Origin of the sequence: Roseivivax halodurans JCM 10272 (assembly GCF_000521785.1) — a bacterium.
GTDB lineage: Bacteria > Pseudomonadota > Alphaproteobacteria > Rhodobacterales > Rhodobacteraceae > Roseivivax > Roseivivax halodurans.
Genome location: NZ_JALZ01000002.1, coordinates 116286 through 136367, shown reverse-complemented (window position 1 = coordinate 136367; position 20082 = coordinate 116286). Strand labels below are relative to the sequence as shown.

The window sequence follows — 20082 nt, the reverse complement described above, 5'->3', positions numbered from 1 at the left end:
GCGTCAGGCGAGAGGCATTCCCTTGTGCCGCCCGAGGCGTTTCTGGGCGGCGATGCGGAACGGGGCGTTGGGGCCTCCGAACCCGGTATAGCCCGGACCGCGCTGGACGATCTCGAAGAACATGCCGCCCGCAAAGCTGCGCGAATAGAACTGCAGGAACTCGCTGCCGTCCACGCTGTCGTAGAGGATGTTGGCGCTGCGCATCCGGCTCAGCAGCTCGGCCGAGAGGTCGAACCGTGAGGCCAGATCGTCGTAGTAGTTCTCCGGAATCGGCAGCGCCTCAAAGCCGCGCGCCGCCAGCGCCTCGGCAGTTCCGAAGATGTCCTCGGTCGCGAGCGCGACGTGCTGGACCGACGCGCCGAAATTCTCTGCGAGGAACCGCCCCGCGAGCGTGCGGTGCGTCTCGGCCCCGTTGAGCGTGATCCTGAGCGCGCCGTCCCGGCTTTCCACAACCTGGCTGCGGACGATCCCGTCGGGATCGATCACGTCGACCATCGACGATTTCCGCATGTCGAAGAGGGTCGTGTAGAACAGCGTCCAGCTCAGCATGTCCTCGTAGGACATGGTCTGTGCCAGATGGTCTACATGGGTCAGGCCGGTCTGCGCTGCCGCGTCGTGCCCCGTCGGCACGAACTCCACGTCCCAGACCCGGTCCAGCCCGCTCGCCGCGTCGATGAAGTGCATGACCGATCCGCCGAGGCCGTGGATCGCCGGGATGTTGAGCTCCCCCGGTCCTGTCGGCTGCTCGAACGGGGCAGACCCGAGCGCAGAGGCCCGCGCCACCGTATCCTGCGCCGAGCCGACGCGAAGGCCGATGTCGCAGATGCAGGTGCCGCGCGCGTTCCAGGCATGGGCGGCGTGTCCCTCGGTCTCGGAGTTGACGACGATGCGCACGTCGTTCTGCTGCCAGAGATCGATCTGCTTGTTGCGGTGGCGTCCCGCGCGCCGGAACCCGAGCGTCGCAAGGAAGGCCGAAAGATCCTCGGCCGCCTCTCCCTGTGCGGCGAATTCGAGGAACGATACGCCGTTCGCCGGAACCCGCGCGGGGATCGCGGGCAGGTCGACCGGCGTCTCGGGCTCGCTGCGGCGCACGTCGTCCATGAGCGCGATCAGAGAGCGGTAGCCGTCCTTGGCCACCGCGCGCGCGTTGCTCCCGCGGAACTGGTCGTTGAAGATCTCGAGGCTGACCGGCCCGGCATAGCCCGTCGCCATGACCGCCTGCATGAAGCCTTGAACATCGAGGTCCCCCTCGCCCGGCATGTTCCGGAAGTGCCGCGACCAGTAGAGCAGGTCCATGTCGATGGCCGGCGCATCGGCAAGCTGGACGAAGGCGATCTTGTCGCCGGGGATGGAGCGGATCGAATCGGACGCGATCCCCCGCCCGAGCGAATGGAAGCTGTCGAGCACGAGGCCGACATTGGGATGACTCGCGCGGCGCACGATCTCCCAGGCGTCGCGGTGATCGTTGACGTGCCGCCCCCAGGCCAGCGCCTCGTAGCCGAGCGTGATGCCGCGGGTCGCCGCGATCTCGCCGAGCGCGGCCAGATCGTCCGCCGCCCGGTCGATCCCGCCGAGGCTGCGCGGATGCACCGACGAGCAGATCAGAATGCGGTCGGTGCCAAGCTCTCCCATCACGTCGAACTTCCGCTGCGCCCGTTCGAACGCCTTGGAGCGCATGGGCTCGGGCAGGCATTCGAAGTCGCGGAACGGCTGGAACAGCGTGATCTCGAGTCCGTGGTCGCGGATCATCCGTCCGACCTCCGCCGGGCCGCCGTCATGGGTGATGAAATCCTGCTCGAAGATCTCGATCCCGTCATAACCCGCCGCGGCGATGGCCTCGAGTTTCTCCGGCAGGGCGCCCGAGATGGACACTGTTGCGATCGACGTTTTCATGGCGAGGTCCCTTTGCCTGGTCCGGGCACGCTACCGCCCCGCAGGGTGCGGCGCAGGCTCGGCGCCAAGAGCCTCGAAGGTGGCGGCCATGCGCTCGGATTCCGCGGCGCGGCCGGTGAAGAGCTCGAAGGCCCGAACCGCCTGAAAGACCGCCATGCCGGAGCCCGGCAGCACGCGGCACCCCTTCGCGCGAGCGACGCGCAGAAGCTCGGTCTCGAGCGGGAAGTAGACGATATCGGCGACCCACATGGCGGGCTCAATCAGCGCCGCGTCGATCGCCATCCCGGGCAGCTTCGCCATGCCCATGGGGGTGGCGTTGACGATGCCGTCAGGCGGATCGCGGCGGATGCCGGCGCCGGGATCGTCCGTCGCTTGGGCTGTCACGCCGGGTCGATTACGAGAGACCTGCTCCGCCAGCCTCTCCGCCCGGCCCCTGTCGGAATCGACGATGGTCAGCCGAGCGATGCCGCAATCGGCAAGCGCATGCGCGACCGCGACTCCCGCGCCCCCTGCCCCGAGGAGCAGCGCGTGGTCCGTCGCGGATCCCTCAAGGCCGCGGCGGAAGCTTTCCGCAAAGCCCCAGAGGTCGGTATTGTGGCCGATCCGGCGGCCCTGGCTCAGCACCACGGTGTTGACGGCACCGACCGCGCGCGCGTTATCGGACAGGGTGTCCAACAATTCGATGACGTCGATCTTGTACGGATACGTCACGTTCAGCCCGTCGAAACCGCACGCTTCGCAGGCCGACAGGATGCCCGCGAGGCCGAGCTGCGATCTCTCGGGAGCATCCATGTCGAGCAGGCGGTAGAGACTGCTGAGGCCCTGCGCTTCGGCCTCGGCCATGTGCATGGCAGGCGTCCGCGACAGCCCGATCCCGCGCCCGATCAGACCGGCGAGCAGAGTTTCCGATTGGCTGGTACCGAACGTCACAGGCGCATCCCGACTTGGAAGCAGTTTTCCAGCCCCGAAGATGCCGACCGCATGATCGACGGTCAACCACATTGTACGCTGCGGTTAAAAGACGGTGCTGCGTCGCCACCCGCTACGATCCACGCCCCCAGGTCTTCCGCTCGGCGATCGTGCCGCCGCCGCGTTCCCGCTCACCGCTCGGGCGTCGTCCAGTCGGCCGGGCTTGCCTGGCGTCGGCGAAGGCGCAGGGCCAGGCCGAGGGCGGTGCCCGTGGCGATGGCGACGGTGAGATCCGCGAGCACGGTCAGTACGAGCGTCAGCACCAGAAGACCCAGATCGGCGGTGGGCTGGCGCAGGCGCGCGCGCCACCGGTGGGGCTCGCTCATGTTCCATGCAGTCAGGATCAGCAGCGCGGCAAGCGCCGGCATGGCGAGAAACCCGACCAGCGGAGCCGCGACAAGCATCATCGCGAACACAGCAAGCGCATGGACGATGCCCGCGATCGGCGTTCGGCCCCCCGCGCGCACGTTTGTGGCCGTGCGCGCGATCGCGCCAGTGGCAGGCAGGCCGCCGAACAGCGCCGACCCGATATTGGCCACGCCCTGCGCCAGAACCTCGGCATTCGGCCGATGGCGTCCGCCGATCATCCGGTCCGCGACCATCGCCGAAAGCAGCGACTCGATGCCGGCGAGGAAGGCGATGATCAACGCCGAGGGTAGCAGCTCGCGCAGCCGATCGAGCGTGACGTCCGGCATGGCAGGCGCAGGCAGACCGCGCGGCAGCGCGCCGAAGCGCGAGGCGATGGTCTCAACACCGCCGCCGGGGCCGCCGACCGCGACAGCCAGCGCGCTGCCCGCAGCCATCGCGACGATGAGGCCGGGCCAGCGCGGCGCGAGACGGCGCAGGACCACGATCAGGACCCCCGTGACCAGGGCGATCCCCAGCGCCGGAACCGAGAGCGTATCCCGCGCCGTCCAGAGCGCGGCCAGCTTCTCGAGAAAATCGGCGGGCAGGTCTCCGGGCCTCAGGCCAAGCGCGTCGGAGAGCTGGCTGGCGGCGATGATGATGGCGATGCCGATCGTGAAACCCTCGACCACCGGTTCGGGCACGTAGGCCACGAGTCGTCCCAGCCGGAAGAGTGCCGCAACGACGAGGATCGCCCCGGCCATGAGGGTCGCGAGGACCAGCCCGTCATAACCATGCGCCGCGATCACCCCCGCCACCACGACGATGAAGGCGCCCGTCGGCCCGCCGATCTGCACGCGGCTGCCGCCGAGGGCCGAGATGAGCAGTCCCGCCACCACGGCCGTGACGATCCCCGCCTCCGGAGGCGCGCCGGAGGCGATGGCGATGGCGAGCGACAGCGGTAGCGCCACCAGCGCGACGGTGATCCCCGCGAGGACGTCGGCCAGAAGCGAGGCCCGCGTCGTCTCGGGCAGGGTGGTCATCAGCTTGGGTGTCATGGCGCTGGGGGTCGTGCGGGGAGAGCATGGAAATGGAGCGCACGTGGCCGAAGCTTCCGAGATTGCAAGCCGACATGCCAGCAGAAATCCGTGGCGGAGGGGTGTGCAATCGCGGCAGGGGCTTACGGTATCGCTCCGAGCTCCGACCCTGACAACGCGCTGGGGTGCTGCCTTTGCTCCGCCGCTCGGCCCTTGGATCGGCCATGATACGAACAAGTATGTCTGAAGGTTTCCGTCCTGCGGCAAAGAGCCACTAAACCCGCTGACCGTCAGGTACACGGCTTATGAAGACCGGCACAGAGAACTGTTTTTAAAGATATAGTTCTTGGTGACCCCGGCAGGATTCGAACCTGCAACCTGCCCCTTAGGAGGGGGCTGCTCTATCCAGTTGAGCCACGGGGCCGATCGCGGGCGGCATAGCAAACGCCGCCCGGCTTGTCTCGGGTAATTCCCACGCTTCGGAGGAAAGATGCAAGGGCGTCAGAGGCGGATGCGGAACCGCGAGAAGCCGTCGAGGGTCTCGCCCGTCTCCTCGATCTCGACCCCCTTCACGTCCTCGAGATAGGCCGACGCGGCCGGGCCCGTGTCGAAGAGCACCGTCGTGTCCTCCATCGGGGCGAAGCGCCAGTTGGCGTCGGCAGAGGGCGAAATCGTGCCCTGATCGAGGATGTAGCGCACGATGACATCGCGGTTGGTGTCGGGCGCCTCGAACACCGTGGTCTCGGCCGTCGCGCCGGGGAAGTTGCCGCCTCCGCCCGCGCGGTAATTGTTGGTGGCGACGATGAACTCCTGCGCCTCGTCGATCGGTTCGCCCTCGAATGTCAGATCCACGATCCGGTGCGCTTCCTCGTTGGCCAAGTTGCCGTCCGCGTCGTATCGGGCGGGCTGCGACAGGTCGATCCGGTAGCTCACCCCGTCCATGACGTCGAAATTGTAGGACGGGAAGTCGGGGTTGAGGAGGGTCGCATCGGTCGCCCCGGGCTCGATCCGATTGAACATGCCCGCCGAGCGCTCGAGCCATTCGCGCACCTGCGCGCCCGTGACCTTCACCGCGCGCACGGTGTTGGGATAGAGATAGAGGTCCGCCACGTTCTTGATCGCGATGTCGCCCGCCGGCACGTCGGTATAGTAGTCCGGCCCGCCGCGCCCGCCTGCCTTGAACGGCGCGGCGGCGGACAGGATCGGCAGGCCCTCGTGCTCGGTGCCTTGCATCATCTGCGCGATGTACCAGGACTGCGCGTTCGAGACGATCTGCACCGAGGGATCGTCGGCGACGAGCGCGAAGTAGGAATAGAGCGGCGCCTCGGTCTGTCCCACGGCGCGGCGCACATAGGCGAGCGTCGCCTCGTGCTCCTCGCGCACCGAGGCGAGCACCGGCTCCACGCTCTCGACCGTCGGGGTCACCGACCGGTCCTCGCCGCGCTCGTAGATCGGCCGGGTGGAGCTTTCGGTGGTCACGACGCGCCATTCGCCCCCGTCCCGTTCGAGCATCAGATCGATCACGCCGAGATGGCTGCCCCAGAAGCCGGACATGACCGCGGGCTTGCCCTGGATCGTGCCTGCGGAAACGTCCGTGCCGGCGAAGCCCTCGTAATCGGGCGACGGGAAGACGAGGTGCGAATGGCCGGTCATCAGCCCGTCGATCCCCTCGACCCCGGCGAGCGGCACGGCGGCGTTCTCCATGCCCTCCTCGTGCTCGGCCGCGCCGATGCCGGAATGGGAGAGCGCGATGACGATGTCGGCGCCCTCCTCGCGCATCTGCGGCACCCAGGCGCGGGCCGCCTCGACGATGTCGCGGGCCTCGACGCGCCCCTCGAGGTGCTGGCGGTCCCAGTTCATGATCTGCGGCGGCACGAAGCCGATCACGCCGATGCGGATCGGATGCGCCTCTCCCGCCCCGTCGGTCAGCTCGCGGTCGAGGATCACGTAAGGCGGCACCAGCGTCTCGTCCTGCCGCGGCGTTCCGCCTTTCGTCTTGGCGACGTTGGCGGAGACCACCGGGAAATCGGCCCCGGCCAGCGACTTCATCAGGAAATCGAGCCCGTAGTTGAACTCGTGGTTGCCCAAGGTGGAGGCCTCGATCCCCACCGTGTTCATCGCGGTGATGATGGGATGCGTATCGCCCTCCTTCATGCCGCGCTCGTAGGCGATGTAGTCGCCCATCGGGTTGCCCTGCAGGAAGTCGCCGTTGTCGAGCAGGAGCGAGTTCGTCGCCTCGGCGCGGATCTTCTTCACATGCGCCGCCGTGCGAGCGAGCCCGACCGTGTCCACCTCCTTGTCGCTGTAATAGTCGTAGGGAAAGACATGGACGTGCAGGTCGGTCGTCTCCATCAGCCGCAGATGCACCTGCCCGGCCTGCGCACGCGCCGAGAACGGGTGCAGGATCGCAAGCGCGGTCACTCCCGTAGTGGAGGCCAGGAAGGCACGGCGGCTGAGGTGCGGCATGTCGGAGATCCTTTCTTCGGGTGCCGGCACGTCGCGGCCGGTCCGGTTTGCCCCGGAACTGTGACAAGCCGGAGACATGGGCGCAAGCTGCGGGCGGATCCCCCGCCTCGACAGCGGCGCCACCGCCGGCCTAGGCTCCGGCGCCGGGACAAGGAGGGACGCATGGATCTGCCGAAGAATACGTTCAAGGCCGCGCTCAAGGCGGGGAGGAGGCAGATCGGCCTCTGGAACACCATCCCAGACAGCGGCATCGTCGAGATGCTTGCGGGCTGCGGCTACGACTGGCTGGTGCTCGACACCGAACACACCCCGATCGACGCCGAGCGCCTGATGCCGAGCCTGCAGGCCTGCGCCCCCTACCCCGTCCACGCTTGCGTCCGCCCGGGCTGGAACGATGCCACCGAGATCAAGAAGCTGATGGATATCGGCGCCCAGACGCTGATCGTGCCCTACGTGCAATCGGCAGAGGAAGCCGCCGCGGCGGTCGCCGCCACGCACTATCCGCCCCACGGGATGCGCGGAGTGGGCGGCACCCATCGCGGCAGCCGCTGGGGCACCATCCCGGACTATGTCACCCGCGCCCACGAAGAGACCTGCACCATCGTCCAGGTCGAGACCCGCGCGGCGCTTGATGCGCTGGACGACATCCTGAAGGTCGAGCGTCTCGACGGCGTCTTCATCGGGCCCGCGGACCTCTCCGCCTCTCTGGGGCATCCGGGCGACCCCGGCCATCACGAGGTCCGTTCGGCGATACTGGACGCGACCCGCAAGATCCGCGCGGCGGGCCTCGCGCCGGGCATTCTCGGCAGCGACGATGCGTTCCTCACCGAGGCCGAGGCGGCGGGCGCACTCTTCATCGCCATCGGCGTCGATACGGTGATCCTGCGCGGCGCCGTGGCCCAGAGGCGCGCCGACTGGCCCTGATCCGAACGTAAAAATCCGCCGGCCCTCGCAGGCCGGCGGATCCTCCGTCACGCCAGGATGATCAGGACGCGCCGTCGAGCGCCATGTCGGTCACGTCGTGGGTATAGGCGCCCTCGGGCTCCTCGGTGATCGCCGGGTTCTCCTCCGAGATCGCCGACAGCAGCGTCTGCACCGTCTGCTGGTAGTCCTCCTCGGACAGCGCCCCGTCCGAGCCTTCGGTCAGCTTCGAGACCTCGTTCATCATGTAGACCTGGTGATCGAGCGTCTGCGCGCCGGTCATGTCGTTGTCGACGACGATCTGCGCGGCCTCCTCGGGGTTCTCCGCGGCCCAGTCCCAGCCCTTCATCGAGGCGCGTACGAAGCGGGCCATCTTGTCCTTGAACGCCTCGTCCCCGAGATCCTCCTCGAGCACGTAGAGCCCGTCCTCGAGCATGCCGACGCCCTGCTCGAGGTAGTTGAAGTTGACGAGCTCCTCCTCGGTGTAGCCGGCATCGAGGATCTGGCCGTACTCGTTGTAGGTCATGGTCGAAATGCAGTCCGCCTGCCCCTGCAGCAGCGGGTCGACGTTGAAGGCCTGCTTGAGCACGGTCACGCCGTCCTCGTCCGCCCCGTCCGTGCCGATCCCGAGCTGCGCCATCCAGGCGTAGAACGGGTATTCGTTTCCGAAGAACCAGACGCCGAGCGTGCGGCCCGGGAAGTCCTCCGGGCTCTCGACCCCGGTCTCCTTGAGGCAGGTGAGCTGCAGACCCCCGGTGGCGAAGGGCTGGGCGATGTTGACGAGCGGCACGCCCCGCTCGCGCGCGGCGAGCGCCGCCGCCATCCACGTGACGATGACGTCCGCGCCGCCACCCGCGATGACCTGCTCGGGCGCGATGTCGGGTCCGCCCGGCTTGATCGTGACGTCGAGGCTCTCCTCGTCGTAGAAACCCTGCTCCTCGGCCACGTAATAGCCCGCGAACTGGGCCTGCGTCACCCATTTCAGCTGCAGCGTGACCTCGTCCATGTCCTGCGCGGCCGCGGGCGCGGCGAGGGCGAGGCTCATGGCTCCGGCGATGATCTTGGTCTTCATGTGGTACCTCCAAGTGGGTCCTGTCTTTCCGCCCGCCCGTCTCAGGAGCGGTGCGACGGGTGCCAGAACGTGACCCGTTTCTCGATCAGCGCGATCGCGCCGTAGAAGAGCGTGCCGGCAAGCGCGGCCACGGCAATCTCGGCCCAGACCATGTCGAGCGCAAGCTGCCCGACGCTGGTCGAGATCCGGAAGCCAACGCCGCGGATCGGCGAGCCGAAGAACTCGGCGACGATCGCGCCGATGAGCGCCAGCGTGGTCGATATCTTGAGCCCGTTGAAGATGAACGGCATCGCGGATGGCAGCCGCAGCTTCACCAGCGTCTGCAGGTAGCTCGCCCCGTAGGTGCGCATCAGGTCCCGCTGCATCGCGGCGGTGTCCGACAGGCCCGCCACCGTGTTCACGAGCATCGGGAAGAAGACCATGACGACGACCACCGCCGCCTTGCTCTGCCAGTCGAAGCCGTACCACATCACGAGGATCGGCGCGGTGCCGACGATGGGCAGCGCCGCCATGAAGTTCCCCACGGGCAGCAGCCCGCGCTTGAGGAAATCGAACCGGTCCGCGACGATCGCGACGGCAAAGGCCGCGGCGCATCCGATAAGATAGCCCGAGAGCGCACCCTTGAGGAAGGTCTGTACGAAATCCTCCCAGAGCGTCGGCAGGCGCGCGGCGAAGGTCTCGGCGATGACGCTCGGCGCGGGAAGGATGACCATCGGCACATCGAGTCCGCGCACGATCAGCTCCCACATGGCCAGAAGCGTCGCGCCGAAGATGATGGGCACCGCGAGCCGCGCTGCGGTGGTCTCCCGCGCCGGTCCGGAGGCGAGACGCGCGTTCAGCGCCCAGCCCGCGGCCCAGAGGACAAGTGCAAAGATCACGAGTGCCATGCGCGCCCCTCCTTCTTCTTGATCGAAATATCCTCGGGGGGGCGCGGCCACGCGCGGGGGGCGGACAGCCCCCCTCCGCCGCTTGCCGAAGGAACCCCGGTCATGACCCCATCCCCATCCGGCCGAGCAGCGCCTTCTCGATCATTCCGATCAACGCGACGCAGAGCGCCGCGAGGATCGCCGCGGCAAAGAGCGCGGCCCAGATCTGCTCGGTCTGGCCGTAATAGCTGCCCGCGAGAAGCCGCGCGCCGAGCCCTGCCGAGGCGCCCGTCGGCAGCTCGCCCACGATCGCGCCGATGAGCGAGGCGGCGATGCCGATCTTCAGCGAGGCGAAGAGGTAGGGCAACGACGACGGCAGCCGCAGCTTGCCGAAGACCTGCCCCTTGGAAGCGCCATACGTGGCAAGCAGGTCGAACTGCATCGCATCCGGGCTGCGCAGCCCCTTCACCATGCCCACCACCACCGGAAAGAACGAGAGGTAAGCGGAGATCACCGCCTTGGGCACGATCCCCTGGATGCCAATCGAATAGAGCACCACGATGATCATCGGGGCGATGGCGATGATCGGCACCGTCTGGCTGACGATGGCCCAGGGCATCACGCTCATGTCCATGACGCGGGAATGCACGATCCCGACCGCCAGCGCGATCCCGAGGGCGGTGCCGAAGCCGAAGCCCAGAAGCGTCGCCGAGAGCGTCACCCAGGCGTGGTAGACGAGGCTGCGGTTCGAGGTGACGGGCTCTCGGGCGGTGCCCGCCCAGAGCTCGGCCGCCACCTGATGCGGCGCGGGCAGCCGGGCGCGATCCTGCGCGAAGGCGCCGGTCACCGCCACGCCGGGGTTCCGGATGGCGAGCGCGAGCCCGCTCATCCCCCGGCGGTCTGAAGCGCTCTCGGGCGACACAACGACGTCCGCGCGCGCCGCATTCAGCACCGATTGCGAGGCGTTCATCGGCACGCAGGCGAGATACCAGAGCGCGATCAACGCGGCGACGACGGTCGCCACGGGCACCAGCGTATGGGCGAGACCGCGCATCCAGAGCGCGACGCGCCTCGACCGGCCGACGCCGGCGCCTTGCGCCGCGAGAGGGGCGGTATCCGTCATGACGCAGCTCCCGGCGTAGCGCAGTCCGCGAGGTGCGGAGCCTCCGGCGGGGATATTTCCGTCAAGAAGAAGGAGAAGAGCAGGGTCAGGCGCTCGGTCATGCCGCCTCCATCCCGGCGCGCAGGCCGTCGCGGACGCGGTGGGCGATCTCGATGAACTCGCGGCTGTCGCGGATGTCGAGCGGGCGCTCCTTCGGGAGCGGGCTGTCGATCACGTCCGAGATGCGGCCCGGGCGCGGGCTCATGACCACGATCTTGGTCGAGAGATACACCGCCTCGGGGATCGAATGGGTGACGAAGAGCATGGTCTTCTCGGTCCGGCCCCAGAGCGAGAGCAATTCCTCGTTGAGACGGTCGCGCACGATCTCGTCGAGCGCCCCGAAGGGCTCGTCCATCAGCAGGATCTCGGCGTCGAAACTGAGCGCGCGCGCGATCGAGGCGCGCTGCTGCATTCCGCCCGAGAGCTGCCAGGGGTACTTCTTCTCGAAACCGTCCAGATCGACCAGCGCGAGAGTGTCCTTCACGCGCCGGCGCTTCTCCTCCTCGGAGAAGCCCATGATCTCGAGCGGCAGCCGGATGTTGCCGCCGATCGTACGCCACGGATAGAGCCCCGCGGCCTGGAAGACGTAGCCGTAGGCGCGGGCGCGGCGGGCCTCGTCGGGGGACATTCCGTTGACGGTCAGAGTGCCGCCGGTCGGGGTCTCGAGGCCCGCGACGCAGCGCAGGAACGTTGTCTTGCCGCAGCCCGACGGGCCGATGAAGGAGACGAACTCGCCCTTTCGGATGTCGAGATCGACATCCTTCAGCGCATGGACCGGGCCGTCGTTCGTCCGGAAGGTGAGGTTGAGAGTATCGGCTGAGATCACGGGGGACATGGCACCCCTCCTGGCATGGGTGGGACAGGCCGCATGACCCTGCAGGGACGCGGCAGACCGGTGCAAGCAGCGGGGCGGCGGCGCGCCGCCCCATGTCGCTCACACCCCGGCGGGGATGTTCATCGGATCGCGGTGGATCTGCTTCGGCGCGGTCAGCGCCTTCCACCGCGACAGCGCCGCATGCGCCGAGGGGAAGGCGGGACGCGGCACGAACTTGCCCCGGCCGGGCTGCGGCTGGCTGTTCTGCCCCCAGGCCCAGATGACCTCGCCGCGGCTCAGCGTGTAGCGCGGCTGGGCCGTGACCTCGAAGCCCTCGAAGACGTTGTAGTCGAGGATCGAGTGGTGGTTCGACGCGCTGATCGTCTTCTTGATCGACGGATCCCACACCACGATGTCCGCATCCGCGCCTTCGACGATCGCGCCCTTGCGGGGATAGATGTTGAGGATCTTGGCGACGTTCGACGAGGTTACCGCGACGAACTCGTTCATCGTCAGCCGGCCGGTCTCGACCCCGTGGGTCCAGAGCACGCCGAGGCGCTCCTCGAGCCCGTTCGAGCCGTTCGGGATCTTGGTGAAATCGTTAACGCCCATGCGCTTCTGCTCGGTCGAGAAGGCGGCGTGGTCGGTCGCGACGACCTGCAGCGAGCCCGCCTGCAGACCCGCCCAGAGCGAATCCTGGTGCTGCTTGTTGCGGAACGGAGGCGACATCACGCGGCGCGCGGCGTGGTCCCAGTCCTTGTTGAAATATTCGCTCTCGTCGAGCGTCAGGAACTGCGCCAGCGGCTCGCCGTAGACCCGCATGCCCTTCTGGCGGGCGCGGCGGATGGCCTCGTGCGCCTGCTCGCAGGAGACGTGCACGATGTAGAGCGGCACGCCCGCGGCATCGGCGATGGTGATCGCGCGGTTCGCGGCCTCGCCCTCGAATTCGGGCGGGCGGGAATAGGCGTGGCCCTCGGGGCCGGTGATGCCCTGCTCAAGCATCTGCTGCTGCATGTCGGCGACGAGATCGCCGTTCTCGGCATGGACCATCGGCAGCGCGCCGAGCTCCTTGCAGCGCTTGAACGAGGCGAACATCTCGTCGTCCTCGATCATCAACGCGCCCTTGTAGGCCATGAAGTGCTTGAACGAGTTGACGCCCATGTCGACGGCGTCCTTCATCTCGTTGAAGATGGTCTCGTTCCAGCCGGTGACCGCGACGTGGAAGCCGATATCGGAACAGATCTGCGGGCCTGACTTGCGGTGCCAGTCGTTGATCGCGTTCTTGATCGACCCGTCCGCGCCCGGCAGGACGAAATCGACGGTCATCGTGGTGCCGCCGCAGGCCGCGGCCCAGGTGCCGGTCTCGAAGGTCTCGGCCGCGGTGGTGCCCATGAAGGGCATCTCCATGTGGGTGTGCGGGTCGATCCCGCCCGGAATGACGTAGGCGCCTTCGGCGTCGATCACCTCGTCGCCCTTCAGGTCCTCGCCGATCTGCTTGATCGTCTCGCCCTCGATAAGGATGTCCGCCTTGTAGGTGCGGTCGGCGGTGACGATGGTGCCGTTCTTGATGACCTTGGTCATGATGTCTCCCTGTCTTTCATGCCGATGCGCGTTGTCGCGCTTGTTCTTTGCTAGGCGCCCGGCCGCGATCGGCCGGCGCCCGCCTTCAAGGTATGATTTCCGCCCCCGCGCAGACCTGCTGGCCGGACGCGTCGGTCACCGGCTGGGCGCTGCGGCTGCCCTCGGACATCACCGACTGGCAGCCGTTCTCGTCGATGACGAGCGTCGCGCCCTCTGCGTCCTGCACGAGGATGTTGTCGCCGACTCGCCGTATGCCGCTGTCCGGCCCGCCGACACCGTAGCCGATGCCGTCCTGCGCGCACGCGGTCAGAGCCAGGAGGGACGCGAGGGTGATCAGGTGTCTCACTCGACGATCTCCGCGGTCTCGATCACCGCATGCATCAGCACGTCGGCGCCTGCGGTGGCCCAGTCCTTGCTGATCTCTTCGGCCTCGTTATGCGAGAGGCCGTCCACGCAGGGGCACATGACCATCGCGGTCGGCGCGACCTGGTTGATCCAGCAGGCGTCGTGTCCCGCACCCGACACGATGTCGAGATGCGAATAGCCGAGCCGCTCGGCCGCGTCCCGAACCGCCGACACGCAGCCCGGATCGAAGGTCACGGGGTCGAAATGGCCGACCGGCTCGATCTCGATGCCGAGGCCGAGATCCTCGGCGATCTCCGCCGCTTCCTTTTCAAGCCGCGCGCGCATCGAGTTGAGCTTCTCGAGATCGGGCGAGCGGAAGTCGATGGTGAAGACCGCCTTGCCCGGAATGACGTTCCGGCTGTTGGGATAGACGTTCGCCTGCCCCACCGCGCCGACGGCGTTCGGGAGGTGTTCCATCGCGATCCGGTGCACCGCTTCGGTGATCCGCGCCATGCCGAGGCCCGCGTTCACGCGCATCTCCATCGGGGTCGAGCCGGTATGCGCGTCCTTGCCGGTCAGTGTCACCTGCAGCCACCAGAGGCCCTGCCCGTGGGTCACGACGCCGATATCCTTGCCCTCGGCCTCGAGGATCGGTCCCTGCTCGATATGCAGCTCGAAGAAGGCGTGCATCTTCCGCTCGCCCACCGGCTCCTCGCCGCGCCAGCCGATCCGGTCGAGCTCGTCGCCGAAGCGCTTGCCGTCCGCATCCTCGCGCGCCTCGGCCCAGTCCTGCTCGTGCACGCCCGCGAAGACGCCGGAGGCGAGCATGGCCGGAGCGAAGCGCGTGCCTTCCTCGTTGGTCCAGTTGGTCACCACGATGGGATGCTTCGTCTTGATCCCGAGATCGTTCATTGTGCGGACGACCTCGAGCCCGCCGAGGACCCCGAGAACGCCGTCATACTTCCCGCCCGTCGGCTGGGTATCGAGATGGCTGCCCACATAGACCGGCAGCGCGTCCGGATCCGCGCCTTCGCGGCGCGCGAACATGTTGCCCATCGTGTCGAGACCCATCGTGCAGCCGGCGGCCTCGCACCATTCCTGAAAGAGCCTGCGGCCTTCACCGTCCTCGTCCGTCAGCGTCTGGCGGTTGTTGCCGCCCGCGATGCCCGGGCCGATCTTGGCCATCTCCATCAGGCTGTCCCAGAGGCGGTCGCCGTCGATCCGGAGGTTTTCTCCCGGTGCTGCCATGTCACATCCCTGTCGTTCGTTCGCGTCAGCGCGCTTGACCGCGCGGCCACTCGTTTTTTACCATTTGGTAAAGGGACGATTGCAACCGGGTGCCCCCCTGTCAAGCGAGGGATCACCCGCCAGCCCGGACCACCGCCCAAAGATTGAGCAGGCTGCCTGCCGTGTCACCACCAAGGAGGCCACATGGCCGAAGACGGCACCCCGATCACCGACGCGCCCCAATCCGGGAAGCGCCGCAGCCGGATCCAGACGCGCAACCGCAAGCGCATCCTCGACGCCGCGTTGGAGGTCTTCTCGAGCGAGGGGTTCCGCGGCTCGACCCTCGACCAGATCGCCGACCAGGCGGGCATGTCGAAGCCCAACGTGCTCTATTACTTCGAGAGCAAGGAGGCGATCCACACCGACCTGCTGAGCGCCCTGATGACCGAATGGCTCGCTCCGCTCGAGGCGCTCGAGGATGACGGCGACGCCCTCGAGGCGATGATGGGCTACATCCTGCGCAAGCTCGAGATGAGCTACGACATGCCACGCGAAAGCCGACTCTTCGCCAACGAGATCCTGCGGGGCGCGCCGCGCATGGGCAACCAGCTCGAAGGCGGCCTGAAGCCGCTCTTCGACGAGAAATGCGCGCTCATCAAGCGGTGGAGCGCCGCCGGTCGGATCGCGCCGGTCGACCCCGAGCACCTGATCTTCTCGGTCTGGGCCGTGACGCAGCATTACGCGGATTTCGAGGCTCAGCTGGCCGTACTCGCCCCCGAGACCGAAGACACGCGGGCCCGGGCTTTCGCCCATGTCGACCACCTCTTCCGCACCCTGCTGGCGCCGGGTGGCTCGCCCGCCCCTTGAGTCATCCGAACGTCGCATGTCACGGCAATTGCATCGATTTGGGAAGCGGTTATCGTGGCCCCATGGGCTGAGGAACAACCGAAAATGGATGCGCTAGCGGTATTCGAAAAGGCACCGATCCGGAGGGACCGCGACGTCTTCGTCCGGGAGTTGCTCGGAGAGCTTGCCGACATTCTCGAACAGGGGGTGGGGCTCGAGGAGACGGCCGGTTTCATCGCGCGGGTCGGCAACCGCATCGGGCGGGAGATGAACGCCGACTATCTCGACGCCGCGAGCGCCGACCGCCTCGACGTCGACCAGGTCGCGGCGGCCCTTGTCGACCTCAAGCGCCGGATCAATGGCGGCTTCTCCGTCGAGAGCGTCGACAACGAGGCGATCGTCCTCGTCAACACCGCCTGCCCCTTCGGTCGCTATGTCGAGGGGCGGCGGTCCCTCTGCATGATGACGTCGAGCGTCTTCGGGCGCGTGGCGGCGGAGAATCTCGGCTACGCGCGGGTGGAGATCGAGAAGGCCATCGCCCGCGGCGATCCCGGCTGCCGGGTGATCGTGCACCTCACCGAGGGCGACGCGGGCCTCGAATACATGCGCTGATCCCCGCTCATTTTGTGGCAGGCACCGCCTCGCGGACTTATGTCTTAAGGCAGCTGTTCGGGAGGAGGACGGTTTTATGGACGCAATCCAGATCTCGCACTACGCCGGCGCGCTGTACCGCGCGCATGGCGACAAGGCCGAAGTCGAGGCCGCGCGCCGGGCCCGCGAATGCGAGGAAAGAGGCCGATTGAGCGAGGCGCAGGACTGGCGCAGCATCCGCGCCGCCATTCACAGCCGACGCCCGCCGCGACAAAGCTGAGAGCGTGAGGCCGGCACGCCTTCGTGGCGAGCCGGCCTGCGCGATCATTCCGCCGCTTGAGCGGCCGCCGGGTTGTTGGGATGCGTCGTCCAGTTGGCGTAATCCTTCTGGACCGTAAGCCCGGTGCGCGGATCGACCTCGCCCGCCGCCATCTCGACCATCGAGATGCAGTTCTCGACCGGGCAGACGTCGACGCAGAGGTTGCAGGCCACGCATTCCTCGTCGATCACCTCGAAGACCCGTCCAGGCTTCATCGCGATCGCCTGGTGCGAAGTGTCCTCGCAGGCCGCGTAGCAGCGTCCGCACGAGATGCAGGCATTCTGGTCGATCTTCGCCTTGGTCACGTAGTTGAGGTTGAGATACTGCCAATCGGTGACGTTCGGCACCGCGCGGCGCACCACCTGGTCGACGCTGGTGTAACCCTTCTCGTCCATCCACTGCGACAGCCCGCGCTTCATCTCCTCGACGATGCGGAAGCCGTAGGTCATGGCCGCGGTGCAGACCTGCACGTTGCCGGCGCCGAGCGCCATGAACTCCGCCGCGTCGCGCCACGTCGTCACCCCGCCGATGCCGCTGATCGGCAGATGCGCCGTCTCGGGATCACGCGCGATCTCGGCCACCATGTTCATCGCGATGGGCTTGACCGCCGGGCCGCAATAGCCGCCGTGGGTGCCCTTGCCGTCGATCGCGGGCTCGGGGCACATCGCGTCGAGATCGACGCTGGTGATCGAGTTGATCGTGTTGATGAGGCTCACCGCATCCGCGCCGCCGTTCTTGGCCGCCTGGGCCGGCTTGCGGATGTCGGTGATGTTGGGCGTCAGCTTCACGATCACCGGGCGGTCGTAGTACTTCTTGCACCACCGGGTCACCATCTCGATGTATTCCGGCACCTGCCCCACGGCCGAGCCCATGCCGCGCTCGGCCATGCCGTGCGGGCAGCCGAAATTGAGCTCGATCCCGTCGGCGCCGGTCTCCATCACCCGCGGCAGGATCGCCTTCCAGGCGTCTTCCTCGCAGGGCACCATGATCGACGCGATCAGGGCGTGGTCCGGGTAGTCCGACTTCACCCGCGCCATCTCCTCGAGGTTCACCTCGAGCGGACGGTCGGTGATGAGTTCGATGTTGTTGAGGCCCATCAGCTTGCGGTCGCTGCCGTAGATCGCCCCGTAGCGCGGGCCGTTCACGTTGACGACCGGCGGGCCCTCGGCCCCGAGCGTCTTCCAGACGACGCCGCCCCAGCCGGCCTCGAAGGCGCGGCGGACGTTGTATTCCTTGTCGGTCGGCGGCGCGGAGGCCAGCCAGAACGGGTTCGGGCTCTTGATGCCCACGAAGTCGGTGGTCAGATCGGCCATGTCGTTGTCTCCCTGCCGGAGGGACGCCCCGCGTCCCTTGGGTTGTAGCTGCCGCCTCAGGCGGTCTTCTGATGGTCGGCGCAGAAATACGCGGTGCGCCCGCCGACCTTGGATTTCGTGATGGTCCCGCCGCAGCGGGGACAGGCCTCCCCCTCGTCCCGGCTCGGAAAGAGCCAGTCTTCGGGGATGCGGCTGTAATCGGCGTTCGCCTCGAGAAGATGCCCGAGCACGTGTCGCATCTCGGCGTGAAGCGTCCGCAGCATCTTCTCGCCCAGCTCGCTCGCCCGCGCCTCGGGATACACGCCCGCACGATAGAGCGTCTCGTCGGACCAGAGGTTGCCCACCCCGGCGATCTTAGTCTGCGCCATCAGCGCCGACTTCGCCGCGCCGCGGCTGCGCCCCATGATCTCCACGAAGCGATCGGCATCCACCTGCATCGCGTCGGGTCCGAGCCCTGCCTCGCTCACGTAAGCCTCGGGATCGTCGATCACCGACACCGTGCCGAGCTTGCGCGGACAGCGGAACGCGAGCCGCCGCTCGCCCTCGAAGCGGATCGTCACCTTGGCGTAGTCCGGCGCGTCCTCCCCGTCATAGGGGCGAAGCGAGCCGGTCATGCCGAGATGCACGACGATCCACGGACCCGATTTGGTGCCCGCGAAGATCGCCTTGCCGTGCCGCCGCGTCTCGGTGAACTGATGCCCGACGAGGCGGCCCTGCGCGTTGCCCCCGGGAAGGTCCATGTGCCGGACCTCCCCGAGCTCCACCGCCTCGATCGTGCGGTTGAGACACGCATCCTCGATGCGCCGCCGGTTCGCCTCGCATTCGGGCAGCTCGGGCATCAGGCGCCCCGCGGAGCCGTGCCGCCGCGCGCGCTCTCGCCGAGCACCGCACCGGTCGCCGCCAGCGCCTCGCCCATGAGCGTGGCGTGGATGTCCTCGGCGGCGTCGCGCCCCTCGGCCACGGCCACGACGGTCAGGTCCTCGCCCGGCGTGCAGTCGCCGCCGGCCCAGACCTTCTCCATAGAGGTGCGCCCGGTCTCGGACACGCGCAGCTTGCGCCCGTCCATCTCGAGCCCCCCGACCGGCACGATGCTCTGGCCGATGGCGCGGAACACCTGATCGGCGGGCAGGCGCATGGTCTCGCCGGTGCCGCGCAGGCCCGAGCCGTCGTCCGCGGTGTATTCCAGTTCCATCTCCGCCGCGGCACCGTTGCCGTGCACCGCCTTCGGCTGCGCGTTGGCCACGATCCGCACGCCCTTGGACGTCGCGAGGTCCTGCTCGTATTGCGAGGCACCCATGCGATCCTTCGAGCGGCGATAGGCGATGGTGACGTTCTCGGCGCCCAGAAGCTTGGACTGGATCGCCGCGTCGATCGCCGTCATGCCGCCGCCGATCACCACGACATTGCGCCCAACCGGCAGCGCCGTCAGGTCCGCCGCCTGCCGCAGCTCGGCGATGAAACCGACCGCATCCTCGACGCCTTCGCGATCCGCGCCGTCCACGTCGAGCGCGTTGACGTCCGCAAGACCGACCCCAAGGAACACCGCGTCATAGCCCTCGGTCAGCTCGGAGAGCGAGAGGTTCCCGCCGAGCATCTTGTCGTACTCGACGCTGATCCCGCCGATCCCCATGAGCCACTCGACCTCGCGGGCGGCGAAATTGTCGGTGCTCTTGTAGGCCGCGATGCCGTATTCGTTGAGACCGCCGGGCTTCGGCCGCGCCTCGAAGATCTGCACCTCGTGGCCCTTCATGGCGAGGCGATGCGCACAGGCGAGGCCCGCGGGCCCCGCGCCGACGACGGCCACGCGCTTGCCCGTGGGGGCGGCGCGGTCGAAGAGGTGCCCCTGCCGCGCCATGACGCTGTCGGTGGCGTGGCGCTGGAGCCGCCCGATCTGCACCGGCTCGCCTTCGGCCGCCTCCCGCACGCAGGCGCCCTCGCAGAGCTCCTCGGTCGGACAGACGCGCGCGCACATACCGCCGAGGATGTTCTGCTCGAGGATCGTGTGCCCGGCCGCCTCTGGCTGGCCGGTCGCGATCTGGCGGATGAAGAGCGGGATGTCGATCTCGGTCGGGCAGGCCTCGACGCAGGGCGCATCGAAGCAGAAATAGCAGCGGTCCGCGGCCACCGACGCCTCGTGCATCGAGAGCGGCTTGTGCAGATCGGTGAAGTTCTCCGTGATCTCCTGGGCGGACAATCGCGCCGGCGCGATGCCTGGGGTCAGCGGGTCGGCCATGTATTTACCTCCGTGTCGGTCTTTTCTTTGCAAGCAGACTGACACGTCCCGAAATTTTATCAAAAGGTAAATTTTGTCCGAA

18 protein-coding genes and 1 tRNA gene are annotated in these 20082 nt (G+C 67.7%); 4 read left to right on the top strand and 15 right to left on the bottom strand.

Annotation, left to right across the window (positions count from 1 at the left end; genetic code table 11):
- Positions 1–3: 3 nt before the first annotated feature.
- The 5 genes from OCH239_RS03020 to OCH239_RS03000 form a co-directional block, all read right to left on the bottom strand.
- Entirely contained in the window at positions 4–1893 is a 1890-nt protein-coding gene (locus OCH239_RS03020) for a bifunctional sugar phosphate isomerase/epimerase/4-hydroxyphenylpyruvate dioxygenase family protein (RefSeq protein ID WP_037258538.1), read from the bottom strand.
- A 30-nt stretch (positions 1894–1923) separates the two neighbouring features.
- Complete coding sequence (locus tag OCH239_RS03015; protein ID WP_037258996.1) at positions 1924–2823, bottom strand: shikimate dehydrogenase; 900 nt, start codon at positions 2821–2823, stop codon at positions 1924–1926.
- Positions 2824–2993: 170 nt separating this feature from the next.
- Positions 2994–4265, bottom strand: coding sequence for a SulP family inorganic anion transporter (locus tag OCH239_RS03010; RefSeq protein WP_037258535.1), 1272 nt, complete (start codon positions 4263–4265; stop codon positions 2994–2996).
- A gap of 326 nt (positions 4266–4591) precedes the next feature.
- Positions 4592–4668 (bottom strand) — tRNA-Arg (locus tag OCH239_RS03005).
- 77 nt (positions 4669–4745) lie between these two features.
- Entirely contained in the window at positions 4746–6710 is a 1965-nt protein-coding gene (locus OCH239_RS03000) for a bifunctional 2',3'-cyclic-nucleotide 2'-phosphodiesterase/3'-nucleotidase (protein ID WP_037258531.1), read from the bottom strand.
- 162 nt (positions 6711–6872) lie between these two features.
- Between OCH239_RS03000 and OCH239_RS02995 the strand changes: the two genes are divergently transcribed.
- Positions 6873–7634 (top strand): HpcH/HpaI aldolase family protein, encoded by a 762-nt coding sequence (locus tag OCH239_RS02995; RefSeq protein WP_037258528.1) that lies wholly within the window; start codon positions 6873–6875, stop codon positions 7632–7634.
- 61 nt (positions 7635–7695) lie between these two features.
- On the opposite strand, the gene OCH239_RS02990 is transcribed toward OCH239_RS02995, so the two are convergent.
- From OCH239_RS02990 to OCH239_RS02960, 7 genes are all read right to left on the bottom strand, one after another.
- Positions 7696–8703, bottom strand: a complete 1008-nt coding sequence (locus tag OCH239_RS02990; RefSeq protein WP_037258525.1) for an ABC transporter substrate-binding protein — start codon at positions 8701–8703, stop codon at positions 7696–7698.
- A 41-nt stretch (positions 8704–8744) separates the two neighbouring features.
- A complete protein-coding gene (locus OCH239_RS02985; protein WP_037258521.1) occupies positions 8745–9590 on the bottom strand; it encodes an ABC transporter permease in 846 nt (281 codons plus the stop codon).
- 100 nt (positions 9591–9690) lie between these two features.
- A complete protein-coding gene (locus tag OCH239_RS02980; RefSeq protein ID WP_037258993.1) occupies positions 9691–10623 on the bottom strand; it encodes an ABC transporter permease in 933 nt (310 codons plus the stop codon).
- A 166-nt stretch (positions 10624–10789) separates the two neighbouring features.
- Positions 10790–11566: an ABC transporter ATP-binding protein gene (locus OCH239_RS02975; RefSeq protein WP_037258518.1), complete on the bottom strand. Its 777-nt coding sequence runs from the start codon at positions 11564–11566 to the stop codon at positions 10790–10792.
- Between the two features lie 99 nt (positions 11567–11665).
- Positions 11666–13126 (bottom strand): dihydropyrimidinase, encoded by a 1461-nt coding sequence (hydA, locus tag OCH239_RS02970; protein ID WP_037258515.1) that lies wholly within the window; start codon positions 13124–13126, stop codon positions 11666–11668.
- An 85-nt stretch (positions 13127–13211) separates the two neighbouring features.
- Positions 13212–13472, bottom strand: coding sequence for a hypothetical protein (locus tag OCH239_RS02965; RefSeq protein WP_037258513.1), 261 nt, complete (start codon positions 13470–13472; stop codon positions 13212–13214).
- A complete protein-coding gene (locus OCH239_RS02960) occupies positions 13469–14719 on the bottom strand; it encodes a Zn-dependent hydrolase (protein WP_037258509.1) in 1251 nt (416 codons plus the stop codon). The genes OCH239_RS02965 and OCH239_RS02960 overlap by 4 nt, the downstream gene beginning before the upstream one ends.
- Before the next feature lie 183 nt (positions 14720–14902).
- Here OCH239_RS02960 and OCH239_RS02955 point away from each other — a divergent pair, with 183 nt between their 5' ends.
- From OCH239_RS02955 to OCH239_RS02945, 3 genes are all read left to right on the top strand, one after another.
- The gene (locus OCH239_RS02955) at positions 14903–15565 is read left to right on the top strand and encodes a TetR family transcriptional regulator C-terminal domain-containing protein (protein ID WP_037258506.1); all 663 of its coding nucleotides are present in this window, start codon (positions 14903–14905) and stop codon (positions 15563–15565) included.
- An 84-nt stretch (positions 15566–15649) separates the two neighbouring features.
- Entirely contained in the window at positions 15650–16156 is a 507-nt protein-coding gene (locus OCH239_RS02950) for a methanogen output domain 1-containing protein (protein WP_037258503.1), read from the top strand.
- A gap of 76 nt (positions 16157–16232) precedes the next feature.
- A complete protein-coding gene (locus OCH239_RS02945) occupies positions 16233–16415 on the top strand; it encodes a hypothetical protein (protein ID WP_037258500.1) in 183 nt (60 codons plus the stop codon).
- 44 nt (positions 16416–16459) lie between these two features.
- On the opposite strand, the gene preA is transcribed toward OCH239_RS02945, so the two are convergent.
- The 3 genes from preA to OCH239_RS02930 are packed head-to-tail and all read right to left on the bottom strand — an operon-like array spanning position 16460 to position 20000.
- Positions 16460–17767: an NAD-dependent dihydropyrimidine dehydrogenase subunit PreA gene (preA, locus tag OCH239_RS02940; protein ID WP_037258497.1), complete on the bottom strand. Its 1308-nt coding sequence runs from the start codon at positions 17765–17767 to the stop codon at positions 16460–16462.
- A 56-nt stretch (positions 17768–17823) separates the two neighbouring features.
- Complete coding sequence (locus OCH239_RS02935; RefSeq protein ID WP_037258493.1) at positions 17824–18606, bottom strand: Fpg/Nei family DNA glycosylase; 783 nt, start codon at positions 18604–18606, stop codon at positions 17824–17826.
- Positions 18606–20000, bottom strand: a complete 1395-nt coding sequence (locus OCH239_RS02930; protein ID WP_084782074.1) for an NAD(P)-dependent oxidoreductase — start codon at positions 19998–20000, stop codon at positions 18606–18608. Before OCH239_RS02930 ends, OCH239_RS02935 begins: the two co-directional genes overlap by 1 nt.
- Between the last annotated feature and the right edge of the window lie 82 nt (positions 20001–20082).

Excerpts from the sequence above, each read along its gene's own strand:
- OCH239_RS03000 (WP_037258531.1), bottom strand. The coding sequence starts at position 6,710 with ATGCCGCACCTCAGCCGCCGTGCCTTCCTGGCCTCCACTACGGGAGTG.
- OCH239_RS03020 (WP_037258538.1), bottom strand. The coding sequence starts at position 1,893 with ATGAAAACGTCGATCGCAACAGTGTCCATCTCGGGCGCCCTGCCGGAG.
- OCH239_RS02950 (WP_037258503.1), top strand. The coding sequence starts at position 15,650 with ATGGATGCGCTAGCGGTATTCGAAAAGGCACCGATCCGGAGGGACCGC.
- OCH239_RS02960 (WP_037258509.1), bottom strand. The coding sequence starts at position 14,719 with ATGGCAGCACCGGGAGAAAACCTCCGGATCGACGGCGACCGCCTCTGG.
- hydA (WP_037258515.1), bottom strand. The coding sequence starts at position 13,126 with ATGACCAAGGTCATCAAGAACGGCACCATCGTCACCGCCGACCGCACC.
- OCH239_RS02945 (WP_037258500.1), top strand. The coding sequence starts at position 16,233 with ATGGACGCAATCCAGATCTCGCACTACGCCGGCGCGCTGTACCGCGCG.
- OCH239_RS02975 (WP_037258518.1), bottom strand. The coding sequence starts at position 11,566 with ATGTCCCCCGTGATCTCAGCCGATACTCTCAACCTCACCTTCCGGACG.
- OCH239_RS02980 (WP_037258993.1), bottom strand. The coding sequence starts at position 10,623 with ATGCGCGGTCTCGCCCATACGCTGGTGCCCGTGGCGACCGTCGTCGCC.
- OCH239_RS02995 (WP_037258528.1), top strand. The coding sequence starts at position 6,873 with ATGGATCTGCCGAAGAATACGTTCAAGGCCGCGCTCAAGGCGGGGAGG.
- preA (WP_037258497.1), bottom strand. The coding sequence starts at position 17,767 with ATGGCCGATCTGACCACCGACTTCGTGGGCATCAAGAGCCCGAACCCG.
- OCH239_RS02985 (WP_037258521.1), bottom strand. The coding sequence starts at position 9,590 with ATGGCACTCGTGATCTTTGCACTTGTCCTCTGGGCCGCGGGCTGGGCG.
- OCH239_RS02955 (WP_037258506.1), top strand. The coding sequence starts at position 14,903 with ATGGCCGAAGACGGCACCCCGATCACCGACGCGCCCCAATCCGGGAAG.
- OCH239_RS02935 (WP_037258493.1), bottom strand. The coding sequence starts at position 18,606 with ATGCCCGAGCTGCCCGAATGCGAGGCGAACCGGCGGCGCATCGAGGAT.
- OCH239_RS02990 (WP_037258525.1), bottom strand. The coding sequence starts at position 8,703 with ATGAAGACCAAGATCATCGCCGGAGCCATGAGCCTCGCCCTCGCCGCG.
- OCH239_RS03010 (WP_037258535.1), bottom strand. The coding sequence starts at position 4,265 with ATGACACCCAAGCTGATGACCACCCTGCCCGAGACGACGCGGGCCTCG.
- OCH239_RS02930 (WP_084782074.1), bottom strand. The coding sequence starts at position 20,000 with ATGGCCGACCCGCTGACCCCAGGCATCGCGCCGGCGCGATTGTCCGCC.